This window comes from Bacillus sp. 11B20 (assembly GCF_056098985.1).
In genome coordinates, this window is sequence record NZ_JBLZWZ010000009.1 from 98,902 (window position 1) to 115,100 (window position 16,199).

14 protein-coding genes are annotated in these 16,199 nt (G+C 42.0%); 1 reads left to right on the forward strand and 13 read right to left on the reverse strand.

Annotation, left to right across the window (positions count from 1 at the left end):
- Nucleotides 1-135: 135 nt before the first annotated feature.
- From ACN6NB_RS14680 to ACN6NB_RS14715, 8 genes are all read right to left on the reverse strand, one after another.
- Nucleotides 136-1,608: a nicotinate phosphoribosyltransferase gene (locus tag ACN6NB_RS14680; protein WP_024423327.1), complete on the reverse strand. Its 1,473-nt coding sequence runs from the start codon at nucleotides 1,606-1,608 to the stop codon at nucleotides 136-138.
- Nucleotides 1,609-1,625: 17 nt separating this feature from the next.
- A complete protein-coding gene (locus ACN6NB_RS14685) occupies nucleotides 1,626-2,177 on the reverse strand; it encodes a cysteine hydrolase family protein (protein WP_024425949.1) in 552 nt (183 codons plus the stop codon).
- A gap of 60 nt (nucleotides 2,178-2,237) precedes the next feature.
- Nucleotides 2,238-2,645: a YueI family protein gene (locus ACN6NB_RS14690; protein ID WP_126682270.1), complete on the reverse strand. Its 408-nt coding sequence runs from the start codon at nucleotides 2,643-2,645 to the stop codon at nucleotides 2,238-2,240.
- Nucleotides 2,646-2,672: 27 nt separating this feature from the next.
- Nucleotides 2,673-2,921: a YueH family protein gene (locus ACN6NB_RS14695; protein WP_024423330.1), complete on the reverse strand. Its 249-nt coding sequence runs from the start codon at nucleotides 2,919-2,921 to the stop codon at nucleotides 2,673-2,675.
- Nucleotides 2,922-3,016: 95 nt separating this feature from the next.
- On the reverse strand, nucleotides 3,017-3,238 hold the full coding sequence (locus tag ACN6NB_RS14700) for a spore germination protein (protein WP_107163176.1): 222 nt from the start codon (nucleotides 3,236-3,238) through the stop codon (nucleotides 3,017-3,019).
- Between the two features lie 98 nt (nucleotides 3,239-3,336).
- Entirely contained in the window at nucleotides 3,337-3,558 is a 222-nt protein-coding gene (locus tag ACN6NB_RS14705) for a spore germination protein (RefSeq protein ID WP_003213446.1), read from the reverse strand.
- A 66-nt stretch (nucleotides 3,559-3,624) separates the two neighbouring features.
- Nucleotides 3,625-4,728: an AI-2E family transporter gene (locus ACN6NB_RS14710; RefSeq protein WP_041088455.1), complete on the reverse strand. Its 1,104-nt coding sequence runs from the start codon at nucleotides 4,726-4,728 to the stop codon at nucleotides 3,625-3,627.
- Nucleotides 4,729-4,911: 183 nt separating this feature from the next.
- Nucleotides 4,912-5,148 carry a YuzF family protein gene (locus ACN6NB_RS14715; protein ID WP_024423334.1) on the reverse strand — a complete coding sequence of 79 codons (237 nt, stop codon included), beginning with the start codon at nucleotides 5,146-5,148 and terminating at the stop codon, nucleotides 4,912-4,914.
- A gap of 176 nt (nucleotides 5,149-5,324) precedes the next feature.
- Here ACN6NB_RS14715 and ACN6NB_RS14720 point away from each other — a divergent pair, with 176 nt between their 5' ends.
- Nucleotides 5,325-6,812, forward strand: a complete 1,488-nt coding sequence (locus ACN6NB_RS14720) for an esterase/lipase family protein (RefSeq protein WP_260982280.1) — start codon at nucleotides 5,325-5,327, stop codon at nucleotides 6,810-6,812.
- Here the strand turns inward: ACN6NB_RS14720 and ACN6NB_RS14725 are convergent.
- From ACN6NB_RS14725 to essC, 5 genes are all read right to left on the reverse strand, one after another.
- The gene (locus ACN6NB_RS14725; RefSeq protein WP_024423336.1) at nucleotides 6,809-7,342 is read right to left on the reverse strand and encodes an HD domain-containing protein; all 534 of its coding nucleotides are present in this window, start codon (nucleotides 7,340-7,342) and stop codon (nucleotides 6,809-6,811) included. The two genes, ACN6NB_RS14720 and ACN6NB_RS14725, sit on opposite strands and share 4 nt — an antisense overlap.
- Before the next feature lie 144 nt (nucleotides 7,343-7,486).
- Nucleotides 7,487-8,230: a (S)-benzoin forming benzil reductase gene (locus ACN6NB_RS14730; protein ID WP_251181302.1), complete on the reverse strand. Its 744-nt coding sequence runs from the start codon at nucleotides 8,228-8,230 to the stop codon at nucleotides 7,487-7,489.
- Nucleotides 8,231-8,329: 99 nt separating this feature from the next.
- The gene (gene essA / locus ACN6NB_RS14735) at nucleotides 8,330-8,815 is read right to left on the reverse strand and encodes a type VII secretion protein EssA (RefSeq protein WP_039181152.1); all 486 of its coding nucleotides are present in this window, start codon (nucleotides 8,813-8,815) and stop codon (nucleotides 8,330-8,332) included.
- Nucleotides 8,805-11,702: a type VII secretion protein EsaA gene (gene esaA, locus ACN6NB_RS14740; protein WP_474253404.1), complete on the reverse strand. Its 2,898-nt coding sequence runs from the start codon at nucleotides 11,700-11,702 to the stop codon at nucleotides 8,805-8,807. Before esaA ends, essA begins: the two co-directional genes overlap by 11 nt.
- Nucleotides 11,699-16,174 carry a type VII secretion protein EssC gene (gene essC, locus ACN6NB_RS14745; protein ID WP_144491484.1) on the reverse strand — a complete coding sequence of 1,492 codons (4,476 nt, stop codon included), beginning with the start codon at nucleotides 16,172-16,174 and terminating at the stop codon, nucleotides 11,699-11,701. The genes esaA and essC overlap by 4 nt, the downstream gene beginning before the upstream one ends.
- Nucleotides 16,175-16,199 lie beyond the last annotated feature (25 nt).

The following is a 16,199-nucleotide window of genomic DNA, read 5'->3' on the forward strand; positions in this document are numbered from 1 at the left end:
GCTCCAATCCTCCTTTATGCCATGACAAACAAGATGTGCTTTCAGTATACCAAATGATTGCGCTTTTAGTTCATTTTCAATCGGTCAAAATTAAAAAAAGAGACCATCTGGCTTGATGATCTCCCTTTCTTCTAATCATTCGCTTTCATAAAGCTCTTTTTTGATTTTATTTTTCACATCATGGATAAACTGCATTTTATTATCCCAGCATTTTTGACTCAAATCGACTGGATATTCTTCTGGTTTGCTGATTCGTTTGTATTCCTCCCAGAAGAGTCCAAGACTGTCCTGCACGTAGGCTTGAATCGTTTGAATATCTGGATTGTCATAGACAAGTTTACCTTGTTCAAAAATCGGTACGTGAAGATCTTTCGCCACAAAGTTTGTCACGAATTTACTAATAAATGTATGCACGGGATGGAACATTTTTAGTTTATCCTCACTATGAACATCTTCCTCTTCAAGCGCAATGTAGTCACCTTCAGAATGATGATTCAATTGATTGATAATGCGGTACACCCGTTTACGGCCAGGTGTTGTCACTTTCTCTGGGTTGGATGAAATTTTGATGGTATCATTCATTTTACCGTTTTCTTCAATGGACACCAGCTTATACACTGCACCAAGAGCTGGCTGATCGAATGCTGTGATCAGTTTTGTCCCAACACCCCACACATCAATTTTGGCGCCCTGTGCCTTTAAATTCATAATGGTGTGTTCATCAAGATCGCTTGATGCAATGACTTTTGCATCATGGAATCCTGCTTCATCCAGCATTGTTCTAGCTTTTTTAGACAAGTATGCAAGGTCCCCGCTATCAAGTCTGACACCGATGAAGTTGATTTTGTCTCCAAATTCTTTCGCTACCTTAATCGCATTCGGAATACCTGATCTGACAGTATCATACGTATCGACTAAAAAGACACAGTCTGTATGTGTTTCAGCATATTTTTTAAATGCTGTATATTCATCGCGGTATGCTTGTACAAGTGCGTGAGCATGTGTTCCTGATACAGGGATGTTAAAGCGTTTCCCAGCACGAACATTACTTGTTGCCTGGAAGCCGCCGATGAGTGCCGCTCTTGCTCCCCACATCGCCGCATCCATTTCATGTGCCCGTCTTGTTCCGAATTCTAATGCTGTCTCATCTTCAATGATTCCTTTAATCCGAGCCGCTTTTGTTGCAATCAGCGTCTGGAAATTCACGATATTAAGCAATGCTGTTTCAATTAACTGGGCTTCAACAAGCGTTGCCTCGATGCGCATAATCGGTTCATTCGCAAAGACAATTTCCCCTTCTCGCATTGAATGAAGTGTACCTGTAAAGGACAATCCGCTTAAATAGTCAATGAAATCGCTTTTATAACCAAGTTCATCTTTTAAATACGCGAGATCGCTTTCAGTGAAGGAAAAGTCCGATAAATATTCAATCGCTTTCTCTAAGCCAGCAAATACAGCGAAGCCATTGTCAAATGGAAGCTTTCTAAAGAAGAGTTCAAAGACTGCCTTCTTCTCATGTATGCCGTCTCTCCAATACGTTTCTGCCATGTTAATTTGATAAAGATCTGTATGTAGTGATAAACTGTCGTCATTAAACCGATGCTCCAACTTCCATTCTCCTTCCCTTACTTAACCACTTTCGCACCAAGCGACTGCTCAAAGTGAGAAAGTGCCCACTCGTGCCCCGCTTCATTAAAACTCGCCACAGCATTTTGGTGAATCACAAGTTCAAAGCCTTTATTGTACGCATCAACAGCTGTATGAAGTACACAAATATCGGTACATACGCCGGCTAAGTGAAGTTCCGTGATGCCGCGCTCGCGCAGTTTCATTTCTAATTGAGTGCCTGCAAAAGCAGAGTATCTTGTTTTTTCCATATAGTAGACATGTTTTAAATGTTTTGACGTGTGAAATAGTGAACTTAGTTGTCCATAAAGTTCAATACCCTCTGTTCCGCGAATATTATGGGGCGGAAATAACTTTGTCTCTGGATGATAAGGGTCCTCTTCTTCATGATGATCGACAGCAAAGACGACAAAGTGGCCTTCATCAATAAATGAAGAAGTGATCTCTGTGATCTTAGACTCAATCGCCTGTCCAGGCTTTCCGCATGTCAGTTTTCCATCGTCTGCAACAAAATCAACTGTATAATCAATACAAATCAACGCTTTGCCCATCCGCATCTCTCCCATATGCTCTTTTGAATCATTATAGCTTATTCATTTCACTAGGGAAACCTATTCAACAGATTCGTGAGAAAAAGCTTTTTGAAACAGCTCATCTTTTAGATAGATGTGCTCTTGATTGACCGCACTTGGCATCTCTATGACAAGACCAAATGGAGAGTGCGCTTCATGATGATTCACCACTTTAAACGAACATCCAGCGGCATTTGCCATTTTGACATATTGAGAATAGGAAGCATAGGACAATTCACCATTTAAAAGAACTGTGGCCTGGCGATTGGCCTTCAATACTTGCTCCACCTCATGATACGGTTTATTTCTTGATACCTGTCCCTTTGTCAGGGCGAGAAGCGCTCGTTCCCTTAATGAACCAAGAAACATCCTTCGTTCATCGGGTTTTGTTTCAGCATGTCCAAATATCCCCTGCTGCAAATAAAAGTCTACGGATTCTTCTTTCATCGCTGTTTTCACTCCTGGTTTCTAAATTTACATTTCTGTGACCCAGTGCACAATCTTGAGTGCGAGGTCACGGGCTTCGTCTGTTTCTACTCTTTCCATTAAAGATTGTTCAAGCGTATGGATGAGCTGCTCTTTTTCGTCCTCATACGCAATGGAAATACTCCATTCAATGTCAGGTACGGCTACAAGCGTTTTATATTCTTTTTTATTTTCATGTAAATATACATTGTAGGTCTTTGGTTGTCCGCTTGTGATGTGTGCTTTTCTAATTTTCATTTGACTCTGTTCACACCTCTTTTTTTTCTTACATCCATATCCATTGTACCATAAAAAAAGACAGCTTCTGAAAAGGAATTCCCTTTCAAAGCTGGCTACGCATTAAAGCTTTTTTGCTGGCTGATCAGGTCTATATCCCACACAAAAGTGACATTTGGACTGTTAAAAAATTGGACAAGATCTCCTGCATTATAAGTCCCTGAACCACCGGCAGAGTGATCGACACTTTTTGGCGAAATGGCAAAAACATCACCGAAATGTGCTGCCCCATTTCCGTACACACGATCAATATGAATAGGCCCAACAATCGCTGGCATCTTTCCACCACCTTTTCTTTCCTCATCATATGCCCAGCCTAAAAATACGTGTATGAAAAATAAAAAAGACAGCTGATCTGTAATCATCAGCTGTCTTTCTATGCGTTAAATGATTGAGGCTGGCCAAACAATGTGAAGTCCCAAAGCATTGTCGCATTCGGATCACTTGTAAGTGACATATAATCACCTGAATTAAAGGCTCCCGCTCCGCCAGTAGAGTGGTCTACAGCCAAAGGGGCAATGGCCAGGACATCACCGAAAGTAGCTGCACCGTTTCCTCCTAATGACTCGATATGAATAGGTCCAACGATTGCAGGCATCAGAATCTCCCCCTATCTGCTTATCTCAATCATCTTATGCAAAAAGGGAAAAGGTGTGCATCTGTCCTAGACGTTTAAATGCTGTTCCTTACGAGATCGCTGACGCAGCTGCACCAATCTGACAATATTCAAGGTGATGGCTTTGAGCAGTGCATAAACAGGAACCGCAAAGATCATACCAAGGATCCCGCCAAAGCTTCCTGCCCCAATTAATAAAAGGATAATGGTCAAAGGATGTGTGTTGAGGCGTTTCCCAATAATCAATGGAGAAATAACATTTCCATCAATTTGCTGAACGACAAGAATGACAATGACTGTCACCACCGCTTTTCCAGGCGAATCAAGAAACGCAATAAGCACAGCTGGTGCCGCGCCAAGATATGGCCCAAGGTAAGGAATCACATTTGTGACCGCAATGATAATACCGAGAATGAGCGCATATTTCACACCAATTAATAAGTACCCGATAAAACAAGCCACTCCAACAAATAAACAGACAACAATCTGCCCTTGTATGTAAGCCGCAAGCGTATCGTTTAATTCTTTAAAGATTTTCAATCCTTCTTTACGGTAAGGCATTGGCAAAAATTGAACAAGCTTGTCCGGAAACTTATGTCCGTCTTTCAACATATAAAACAAAATGAACGGAACTGTGATTACAGCTAAAGCAATATTGGCAATCACGCCAAACACAGCAGACATACTTGAAGCAATATTTTCCGGCAAATCTTTTAATGTCGAAACAATTGTCTGTTCAAACTTCGAGACGGAGACATAATCTTGGTTCATCATCCAAGTAAATGTTTTAGAATGCGAGAAGTCATTCATAAATTTCTGCATATCCGTCACATAACCAGGGAAGCTTTTGACAAGTCCACCGACCTGCGTGACAATAATCGGTCCCGCAGCATTCACAATGAACGTGATGAGTCCGATGAACAAAAGATAAATGATCAGGATAGCCAGTGTCCTAGGAATTTTCTTGGACAAAAATCGAACAATTGGATTAAAGATGAAAAAGAGAATTCCAGCCAGTAAGATGGGAACAAACAAGGTTGAAGCAAATAAAATAATCGGCTGAAATAAAAACGAAACCTTTGTTGATACATAAACAATGAGTAAAACAAGTAATATTTGGAATGTCCAGAAATGAACTTTAGATTTTAACAAAGATGCTCCTCCTGTTACGTATTGATCTTATTAAAAAACTACTATTCAACCCACCTTCTGTCAACTGCTTCTTGTTTTAGAACCTTATTTTTTGTAAAAAAAAGAACAATTGGTATATCATGCACTTTTTCCAGATATACATTCTGTAAGCATGAAAAAAGCAGACACCTTTGCGTCTGCTTGCTACACTCTTTCACTGTGATCAGGCATCACCGATACAATTTGCTGGATCCGCACATAAAAAACTGATTTCGCCCCCGCCTCAATGACAATATGATCCGGCATGACTTCTTTTAATTTTCCACGCACCGTATCTTTCACTGTTTGAACAATTAATCTCATACCGATTACTTTCTGCAATGTTTGATAAACATATGGATCAACTAATGAAACAAGCTGTGGACTTCCTTGTTGTGCCATCCTACCTGCCCCTTTACTTGTGTATTTACCCACAGCGTATGCAATGACCCATGTGAATGTCACTCAGGGCAAACCTACAACATAAATACCATATTTTAACATTTTATGTTATTTTACATCTTTTGGAAGTATAATAGATTGGTGCTGCCAACAACTTAAATCATTTGAAGAGGTGAATGATCTTGAAAAAACTCATCTGTCTCGCTGCTGTCATGCTCTTTTTTTCCTTTGCAAGTTATGCGTATGCAGGATCAATTGGAGATGAACCTGGGACACCGGGGAAGTGGTTTAAAGGAGAAGCGCCAGTTCAAAAAGACGAGTCAAAACCGCCACTTGTTTTTGTTCACGGCATTAACAGCTCCTCCTCCACATGGTTCGACCGAAACGACATGGCAAAGCAAGCTGTTCTGAACGGATACGAAAGCGCATTCATAGATTTGTATCCAGATCAGGATACGAAAAAGAATGGCAAACTATTAGCAGAAAAGCTAAAAGAAATCTATGATGTGTTCGGTCGAAAACTCATTGTGATTGGTCATAGTAAAGGCGGGGTGGATACACAGTCCGCACTCGTGTATCACAATGCCCATCCATATGTAGAGAAGGTCATCACACTTGGCTCCCCTCATTACGGGACGCCGCTTGCAGATTTAGCGTATAGCAAGGGCGGAAGCTGGCTCGCGGAAATTCTTGGACAAAAAAGCGATGCGCTCTATTCTTTGCAAACGGGGCTCATGGCGGCTTTTCGAAGTGAAACCGACAAGCTGGAGAAGTTTCCTCAAAAATACATCACTTATTCGGGATCGGAATGGGGCACATTTGGCGGGGTGCTGTACTTAGGCGGCATGTATTTAAAGAGCTTTGGTGCAAACGATGGCGCCGTCACGGTAAGCAGCACAAGACTATCATATGCAAACAATATTTTAACAGGGAAATGGGATCACAACTCCATTAAAAACGGCACAAGCATGTTCCCTGTGTTCCAGCATCAGCTGCTGGCAAATGCCGCAAGCACTGGAAGTGAAAATATAGAGAGCCCGAACTCTACTGAGCTGAATACAGATGTTTATGTGAAAGGCGGAGAAAGTGAAAAGGATAAAACAGAAGCGTTCTATGTAGAGGAAGGAACGAATGGCTTATCGATTCAGTGGTTAAATGAAAGGCAGGAGGCGCGGCCGGAAATCATCGCCCCAAATGGAGACGTCTTAACAAATCTGAAGACATCGGAAGCATCTTTCCCATATGAAGGCGCATTTTCGCACCATGTGCAAATCAATAAACCCGTTCCTGGAAAATGGACAATTCGATCAAATTCAGAAAAAATGACTCCTTATTTGCTGCTCGTATCCTTTGATTCACCATTAAATGAAGAAATCAAAGCAGAAGCAGCGCAATCAGGGGATGATGCATCAACCCATTCAAGCGGTCTGATTAAACGATTAAGCAAGAAAGTAGAAACCTTTTACTTTAAGGATGCCCAAAAAGATCATCCTCTCAAAACAACTGCTTCATCAGCTGTTCAATTGAAAAAAGAAGGTGCTTATTCTGTCACGGTTCATTACACTGGACTCACTGCATCAGGTACATCAGCATTTAACCGTACCGTTATTCGCACATTGTATGTCGATCAGCATGGAAATATTCATGGTGACATTCCATACTAAACAGAGCGTTTCATGGGCTGAAGTGCCTGTTGCACTTTCTGATCCAATTCCGTGATTTTTTTCATTGCAAGTGATTCGTCTATTTGTCTGTAATGGTGATGCCCGCCAGGCTCTTCATCCATTTCATCTGCTTTCTTAACGATTTGCTGGAGTGTGTCCTTATGAAGGTCGCCCTCTGGCAAATATGAATCCGTATGAAGCAGAATTGCAAGCGCAATATCTTTGGCTGCCTTTGGTTCCTCACCGAGGCGTATGAGCAGTTTGTGAGCACGCTCTGCACCTTTAATGGCATGAATATCATTCCGTCTATATGTCTCGTAATCCCATTCTCCGCCAGCTGTATACCATTCATAGTGGCCGATGTCATGCAAGAGGGCTGCTTTCACAGCGAGATCTGGATTAATCCCAGCCTGCACCGCCAGTTTGAATGCGTGATAAGCACAAGCAATCGCATGGGCTTTACCTGAACGATTTAAATATTTTTGAGCGACTGGATGGGTGTAAACATCCATTAATGTAACCTTTCTCATGGAAACCCCTCCTTATCTATATTTTTAGCATCCTAACATATTCTGAAAAGAAACTCAAATGTTCTGTTATATTTTCTATGAGTCTCAAAAATAGCTTATGTCAAATGAGCTGTTTTTGCTTGTACAATACGAAAAAAGCAGTCGTTATGACTGCTTTTTCACATACTCACGTGCATCGTAGACACATCCGCCAGCTGGATCATCTCCTAAAAGATCGAGCAAAATACCTGCGACTTCATCTGGACTCTTCAGTGTGCCTGTTTCATATAATTGCTGAAAACGGTCTATTTGTTCAAAGTCTTGTTTTGATGACTTCCGAATTTCCCCCTGCATATCTGTATCGATCGTGCCAGGTGAAAAGGAAAACGTGTTGATCGGATGCGCCTCGTCCTGCTGTTCCTCATGAAAAGTCCTCATAAACATATCGAGTCCTGCCTTTGAACTGCAATACGCACTCCAGCCTTTGTATGGGTTTTTCGCCGCTCCAGAAGAGAGATGAACGATCGTTTTCTTCCCGTTAAAAGATTGAGTCTGTTTGGCAAACACATGGCTCAGCAAAACAGGAATGACAAGATTCAACTTGTAATGCTCATGAAGCGTATCCTGTCCGCCTTGTCCAACGCGTTTGATAGGTGTAACCATTCCTGCGTTATTGACGAATAAGATGTCATCAGCATCTGCCAGAGTTTGCGGCGTGAGACTATGTTGAAGCCATTTGGCCGCTGCTTCTTCATCCGTCAGATCGACCTGAGTATGTGTGAGCTTTGGATGGGATATCGGCGATGCACTTCTTGCTGCTGTGTACACAAGATCTCCGCGTGAAAGCAGCCTGTTCACAAGTGCTAGGCCAAAACCTTTTGATCCGCCTGTAACGATTGAAATTCGAATGACAATCTCCTCCCTTGATATCACTATTTTACGTAGTGAAACGGTAGGACATCAAGCAATCTGCATAAAGAAAAGCCTGCCTCTTTTAAAAGAGACAGACTATTTCTTTTCAGCCTTCGCATTCACCTTTGGAATCAGGATAATCATCACGACGAGACCAAGGGCTATCAAGAAACCAAAGATAATCGGGAGCAGTGCTGATGTCTGCTTCTCATGTTCATCCTCAGAAGGTGCTGATACAGCCGAATCACTAAAAGAGATATTCATCTCTTTCATCATGTGAGCTGGTGTTTTGGGTGGGTTCTCTTTTAGATCACTGAAAAGCTGCGGAGAAAGAGATCCACCCGGGGCTTTAGGCGGTTCAGCAAAATGAATGTCTGTTTTGACCTTTGACGTTGTTTTACTTTGTTCATATTTCGTTTGATCCCTCAATATACTCGAGTTAATATTGAGCTCCTTTTCCTGATATTCATTCGGCTTGACATTCGTATCCGTATCTTCACCAGCAGCAAAAGCGGCAGGGATGAGGAGAAAAAGGGAAACGGCCGCGAGTGCCGCCCCTTTCACGAATAGATTAAGCTTCATGAGTCACATCACGTTCCTCTGTTTTATCTTTCCATAGCTTTTTCACAAGCGGTACGACCATGAAAAGGACAGTTAAAATCACTAATCCTGTGACGCCCATTCCAAAGGTGTCTCCATTTCCATATTGGATCGACAGGTACACGTCTGTCACTGGATTGGTAAAGTGGAAATTCGGCATCACCAAATCAATTAATGGTGCGACAAAGAAGAAAATAAGCGCCGTTGCTGCCATCCATCCGGCAATGGAACCGAAAAGGAAGGCCGTGCGAATAAAGGCAGAGCACGCCACTAATAACAAAATGGTGAAGATCGACCATTGAATGGCTTGATCATCTGCAAGCTTGTAAATGTTCAGTCCAAACAAGCTGATCATGAGTCCGACTAATAGATTTAAGATGCCAAACAGTGCACCTTTGACCAGCATCGGAGCTGACGCATAATACGAGCTGTAAAAGCCAATTAACAAACTGCTGATCATCACAATGACCAAAATGACGACCGGCGGTACAGTCTGCGTTTTTTCTTCCGGCACATCGCCGCTGATTTTTAGCGGATTGGCTAAATGGTTATACACATAGTTGCTGTTGCCTTGATCACTTAATGTATTTCCTAAAATACCTTTTAAATCTTGCTGAACAAGTTTTGTAGAGTCGACATTCTTGCTCCAGTTTTCATTCAGCGTATCTGCTTTTTCTTGAACTGTTGTGACACTCTCTTCAATGTTATTCGTATAATCCGCCACCCCTTTTTGGCGGTCGGTTAACGAACTCATATTTTCAGAAAGACGAAGCACTTCCTGACCAATTGAATCCTGTGCACTGACAACAATTGAACTGCCTGCAAGGTCTGCTGTATATACCGCATCTCCTTGATCAGCCATTTGCTCAGCTACATTGTCCGCACTTTCAGCAATTGTCTGTAATTCCTGTTCCATGCTTGCCTGCTGAGTCGTGATGTACTCCGCATAGCCATCTGAAAACTTCTGCATCTCATCAATAAAAGTAGACACATCATCGTTTGATGTCAGCATCTGGTTTTTGAGCTTATCCCAGTTTTCTGTTTCTTCTTTTTTGATGGAGAGGATGGATTGGATTTCTTCTCCTTTTGTGTCATATAGAGAAGAGTTATTAGATGGTTGATAGACATTTGCGATCATCAGCTCTAGCTGAGAGAGTTGATTTGAATAGTCCATTAATTTTTTAGTTCTTGTTGATTTCGTTTCAAATTTTTTCTCAAAAAGATTATCGCTAAAGACATTACTAATCGGTGAATTTCTGCGCTTCAGCTCTTTTACTTTGCTGACAATGGATGATTCCTGATTTTTGATTTCATTTGGAATGACATTATATCGATCTTGTAACGATAGAATCATCTTTTCAAGTTTATCTACTTTTTTCGTCAGACTCTCAAGCTCTTTACTCATTTGACTCACTTTATCTTTCAATTCGTCATTATGAGCAGCAGCTTTTTCTTGAATTTTCTTTTTCACTTCATCTAAGCGAGTTGAGAGTGCTTTTAGGTCATCCTGCGATGAATTCTTACTGCTAGTATCTGGCTGAGCAGGATTTTCACCGCTTTCACCTTGTTCCCCATCTTCAGTCGAAGGCGGTGTTTCCGGTTCTCCTAATTGATCCGCAAGCTCATTCATCTCTATTGAAATTTGTGAGAGTTCATTTGTTTCTTCATCTAAGTTAATCCCAATCTCTTCTGGGTTTTCATTATCTTGGTCTGATGGCCCGTCATCATCAGAATCAACTGGCGGTTCCGGCTCGTCCATTAACTCTTGCCTTTTTGCTAATAGCTTTGTCTGCAGGGCTGATATTTTATTTCGATAATCTTCTAAGTAACGCTCTTCATACTTTTTAATCAGTTCTTCCTGAGACGTCTTCACAAGTTCCGTTAATCCCGTTGATTGCTTAGGAATAGCCTCTTCTCTCGACCTTTGAACAGATTGGATGGCGCTGTCAGTTGTTTTCAGCTGGCTTTGTACCCCGTTGATGTCTGTTTTAAGTCCGCCCATTTGATCACTAAAGCTGCGGGCATTTTGGTTTTGAATGTCAGCGAGCTGTTTGAGCCCTTGCTGGATTTGCTTTTGGCTTGTTGATTGCGCTTTGATCAAGAGATCCTTTTGTTTGTCTTGATACTGCTGGTATTGATCGACTACTTTCACAAAGTCCTTTAACTGGTTCTTTGCTTCTTCTGTTGTACTCAAGCCGTCTTTATATTGTTTCTGTGAATCGGCCATTGCATTCTTTAATTCTTCTATTTGTTTCTTCTGCTGCTGTACGGCATCTGATAGTTTGTTCGAGTTCGGTTTATAGAAGTTGTACATCGTGTTTTGGAATTCGACTTCTTTGCCGACAATATGCTCAAACTCTTCTCTCACATTGCCAATTTCCTGTGATACAAAACTCCAGTATAACGTCGACATCTGTTCATTCATTTTCTTTTGTGCATTTTCCAGCTCTCTTTGCACTTTCTCTTTATTGACTGCATTGAGCTGATCTTGAATCGAAAATTGAATGGACGCCTTTTCCGGATGGTCTTTATCATAGCTCAGCACATTTTTAGAGAAGTCAGACGGAATATAGAGGACAGCGTCATACTTTCTGTTTTTCAGTCCATTTTCCGCCGCACTGCGATTCACTACAGTCCATGTATAATCAGGACGCTCTGACAATGCTGCCACAACATCCTGTCCGAAACGAGCCGTGTTTTCACTTTCACTCGCCCCCATATCCTCATTGACCACCGCAATATTTCGTGTGGCATTCTTCTTCTGCTTTGCCGGATCATCTCCAATCAGGTGGAAAAACAAAACCGGCAGCACAAGAATTAATATCATGGTGGATATGATTTTGATGGAGCTTTTTTGCTGCTCTGTCATTGAACACTCTTCCTTTCTACCGCACATAAAGGAACCTGGATTTTCTTCTCTTTCCCGTTTTCAACCAAATAGCCGAAGCCTGGCTGAATGTCTGGTTCTTGTCTTGCATACGGAAGCGGTATGATGTTTTGCTCTGATTTTTTCATGAGTAACATGGCATGACGAACTTGTTTGATTTCGTTTGTGAGTGCATCATAACCCTTACTGAACTCGGTATGATTCCCTGATGCAATCAGGCTGAAGCCTAAGTGTGCATATGACTTCATGAAATCAGCCAATTGATCTTGAAGACGCGGATCGATCGTCTGCTGAAAACGCGTAATGCCATCAATCACAAGCACAATTTGAGGAAATGACAGCTGATCGGTCTCTCCTCGGCGTACAGCTTCGACATACATCTCTTCCCGCACCTTGAATAAGCGGTCCATTTCTTCTGCCCATTCGGTGATATCATCCTTTGTTTCAAGGTAATCAATGTTCTCTTCTTTTGCATAATGGGATAGACCTCGATCAATTGAATCAAAAACAGCCAGCTTTTCAGGCTTTGCCATTAAAAGCTGATCAAGCATCAGTTTTGTCACATTTGTTTTCCCACGCTGCGTTTGACCGATGATGAGGCAATGTTTATTCTTTTTCAAGTCAAAATAAACAGGTGCCACAGATTCCTCATCTAATCCGACTGGAATGTCATAAGGCGGTTTTTGTTCATCTAAACGACTCTCAAGCTCCCAAACTGTCAGCTTATCAGGAAGCATTGGCACAGGCTTTGGTTTTTCGGCTGCTTCAAAGCGGTCATGAAGAAGCTGTATCTCTTGTTTCAGATGCTCAAACAATTCGAGATCGTTCTCTCCTTCAACTGGCAGAAACATTTGCGCAAAATAAAGCTCTTCTTTGTTGATAATCACTCGTCCTGGGATCGGCTCTAAACTGAATTTCGGTCTGCCAATAATCGAGTACGCCTCTCCTTGATCCATTAAGTAATGGACAATCTTAGTTTTCAGATTGTTCATCAGCGATTGACGCACTGCATTTACCCGAGTAGCTGTAATCAAGAAGTATATACCTAGTGATTGTCCGTCACGGCTCAGCTGAATAAATTCAGATTCGAGATCATGCATTTCGTCTTTGACAATGTCAAAGTTATCAATCACGATAAAAATGAACGGAAGCTTTTTCTCATTTAAGGCATTGTACATTTTGATATGACTCATTTCTTGCTGTCTGAATAACCGCTTGCGATATTCAACCTCTTCCCGCAGACGCTTCATTGATTTTTGAATCTTTCTCATCTGATCCATTAAGAAATAATCCGCCGTATGCGGCAGTTTGGCTAACGGAAGCAATGTTCCGTTTCCGAAATCATAAATATATGCGTGCCATTCTTCAGGTGAATACCTCTCCGCAAAGCTCATCAATAGTGTTGTAGCAGCAAGTGATTTGCCGTAGCCGGAGGAACCAAAGATGCCAATGTTCCCATCTTCCATCATTTGATAAGAAAGTGGATGCTGGCTTTGCTGATCTGGTTCATCGACAAGCGCAAAATGGAAGACATGCTCTTCACTCGACGCATACCGTGTTTTTGGAATCCGCTCTTCAAGCGGTGGAAGCCATGGACTTGGCAGCTTCTCAATTCCAAGCTCTTGCTGCATACGTTCAATTTCATCCACAACAGCAGAAATTTCCGTCACTGTCTCTTTTTTCACTGCTGGCTCTGTGCTTACTCCTGATAACGGAATAAGACCAGTATCAGTCACAATGGCAATATCATCTTCTGACCCGTAGCCATCTTCCATATATGGTGCACCGCTCCAAGCTGATTGGAACAATTCATAAATTTCATTATTGCCCACTTGTAAATAGCCGCGGCCTGTGACGGTAATGGACGCTGCATCACTATTTTTCAAAATTTCCTTACTGTCTGACGCATCTTGCACTTTGAGTGCGACCTTAAAGCGGGAGTTACTCCAAATCTGGTCATCAATGACCCCGCCTGGCTTTTGGGTAGCTAAGATAAGATGGACCCCGAGGCTTCGGCCGATACGTGCAGCACTGACAAGCTCCCTAATAAAGTCTGGCTCTTCACTTTTTAATTCAGCAAACTCATCAGAGATTAAGAACAAGTGAGGCATTGCCTGCTCAGCCTTTTTCTCCTTGTAGAGCTTCGTATAATCATTGATGTGATTCACATGATACTGATCAAACAGCCGCTGTCTTTTCTTCAATTCACTTTTAATTGAGGCAAGCGCTCTTTCACTAAAGTTCTTGCTGCCTTCAATATTGGTGATCGTTCCAAGTAAATGAGGAATATTTCGGAACGGCTGCGCCATTCCGCCTCCTTTGTAGTCAATCAACAGGAAAGCAACTTCGTGCGGATGAAAATGTACAGCGAGCGATAAAATATACGTCTGTAAAAATTCACTTTTCCCTGACCCCGTAGTTCCCGCCAACAGTCCGTGCGGGCCATGTGCTTTTTCATGCAAGTTCAGATCGACAATGTCGTTTTTCCCTTTATAACCGATCGGCACTGATAATGATTTGGCCGTTTCTGAAGTCAGCCATTTTTCACGAATGCCAATGTCATCTACCTGTTTGGCATGGAAAAGATCAAGGAATGAGACCGTCTCAGGAATCGAATTAGTCATACCGACTTGATGATCTAATGTTCTCAGGGTTCTGGCAAACAGTTCATTGTCCCCGCGCTGATGTGTATCAAGCTGAAACGGAATTCTTACTGCCTTCTTGTGCTGAATGAGAATATCTCCTTCTTCTTCGTTAATATAACGGACAAGCGTCGAAATATTTTCAGCTAAACTTTCCTTTGTTTCTGCTGCAAAGATGATGGAAATGCCAAGATCTGTCCGGCTGCCTTCTAAGTATTCTAAAATCACATGCTCGGCAATGAGCTCATGATTTGTCACGATGAACACAAAATGAGGCGTAAAGATTTTCTTCTCTTTTTCTTCTTCTAAATCACGCTCACGTAAAATTTCATAGATTGAGGACAACAGCTGATCGCGTGTTTGTTCGTTGTAAATAAACCCTTTGCCATATGTATGAGGCAGCTGGAAGTGCGGAAGCCATTTCATCCATTCCCAGTTCTCATACTCCTGCTCATGAAAGATAAAGACAAATCTCAAATCGTGATAGCTGTGCGAGAAAGCAAGCTGCCCGACAAGCTGATGAAGCTCATTTTTCACAATCGCAGGCTTCCCAATTAATCCTGTTGGACCATCCGCAAGACCGAATGTAATCGGGACATTCTTCACTTCACGATATACTTTTTGCATGTGCTGCGTTTGTTCCATTAAGTCATCAACATCCCGGTTGGCCATATCGCCGCCGCTCATCGATAATTCATAGCTTGATGGAACTGCGCCCGTTCCAAGACGCAGATGCAAGAAGTCGTCACTCACAAGCGTCTTTTCCCAAATGCGGCCGCTGATTTCTGATGTTAAATACTTCATTTGTTCAAATGACGGATAATGATACGTCAAAATATATTGCTGGCGGTCATACAGCTCCTGCAGCTCTTTCCGCTTATTTTCTAAATAAAGAGAATAGACTCGCTGCCGCTTCTCTTCTCGTCTTTTGCGCTGTGATTTTTCTTTAAAGTATTGAACGGACGATGTAATTAACGTCATGATAAACATCGCCATCGACACGACAATAAAGATTCCGCGCGGCTGGATAAGGGCGACAATCCCCATCACAAGGAGCATGACAAGCGGCGGAAGGACAACAAGCCAAAGCCCTCTGCTGTTATTTTCACTCTCCTGCGAAGGAAAGCTAAAGGATACCCGGTCATCTGGTAAATCATAAATCAAACGCGGTGTACGTCTGTATGAAGGGTATTTTTGTTTTGTTTCGGTGCTTGGCGGTCTTGTTTTTTCCAAGCGTGTTTGAAAAGGTTCGTAAGCTTTCACCTGTAATAAATCATCATCTATAAATGTCACCGTCAGAAAGTTCCAGAACAGCTCATCTCCGGCATAAACCTTCTCTGGACCGTTGATTTTCTTTCCGTTCACGTAAATCGTCTCGTCCTGAGGCATGACATACCATGTTCCTTCGATTTTCTCTAAAGTGAACTGGCTGGCATCTTGAAACATGGAATGAGCTTGTTCTTTCCACACATCGACCTCATCTTTCTCATCACGTGAGAAAGATAGCTCAACTCTATTTCCTAGGTAATAAATATGCTGATCATGATGTGCATCCATTAAAATAAATGTGAGTGAACCAAGCTGATATGGTTCATGTGGAAGTAATTTGCCTTTCTTCTCATTCCCCTGATAAATAGTAAAACCATCATTCGATTCATCAGGAGATAAACGAATTGTCCCTTCATCAAATGAAAGTGAAGGGATTGTCACCGTATGCTCTATTTCAGGTCCAATCAGAGCTTCTCGATTGAACTGCTCATCTAAACGGACGGTTTGATAATCCTCCTCATAAAAAACCCAAAGAAGACTCAAACGCTCCACCTCCTCATCGGACAGC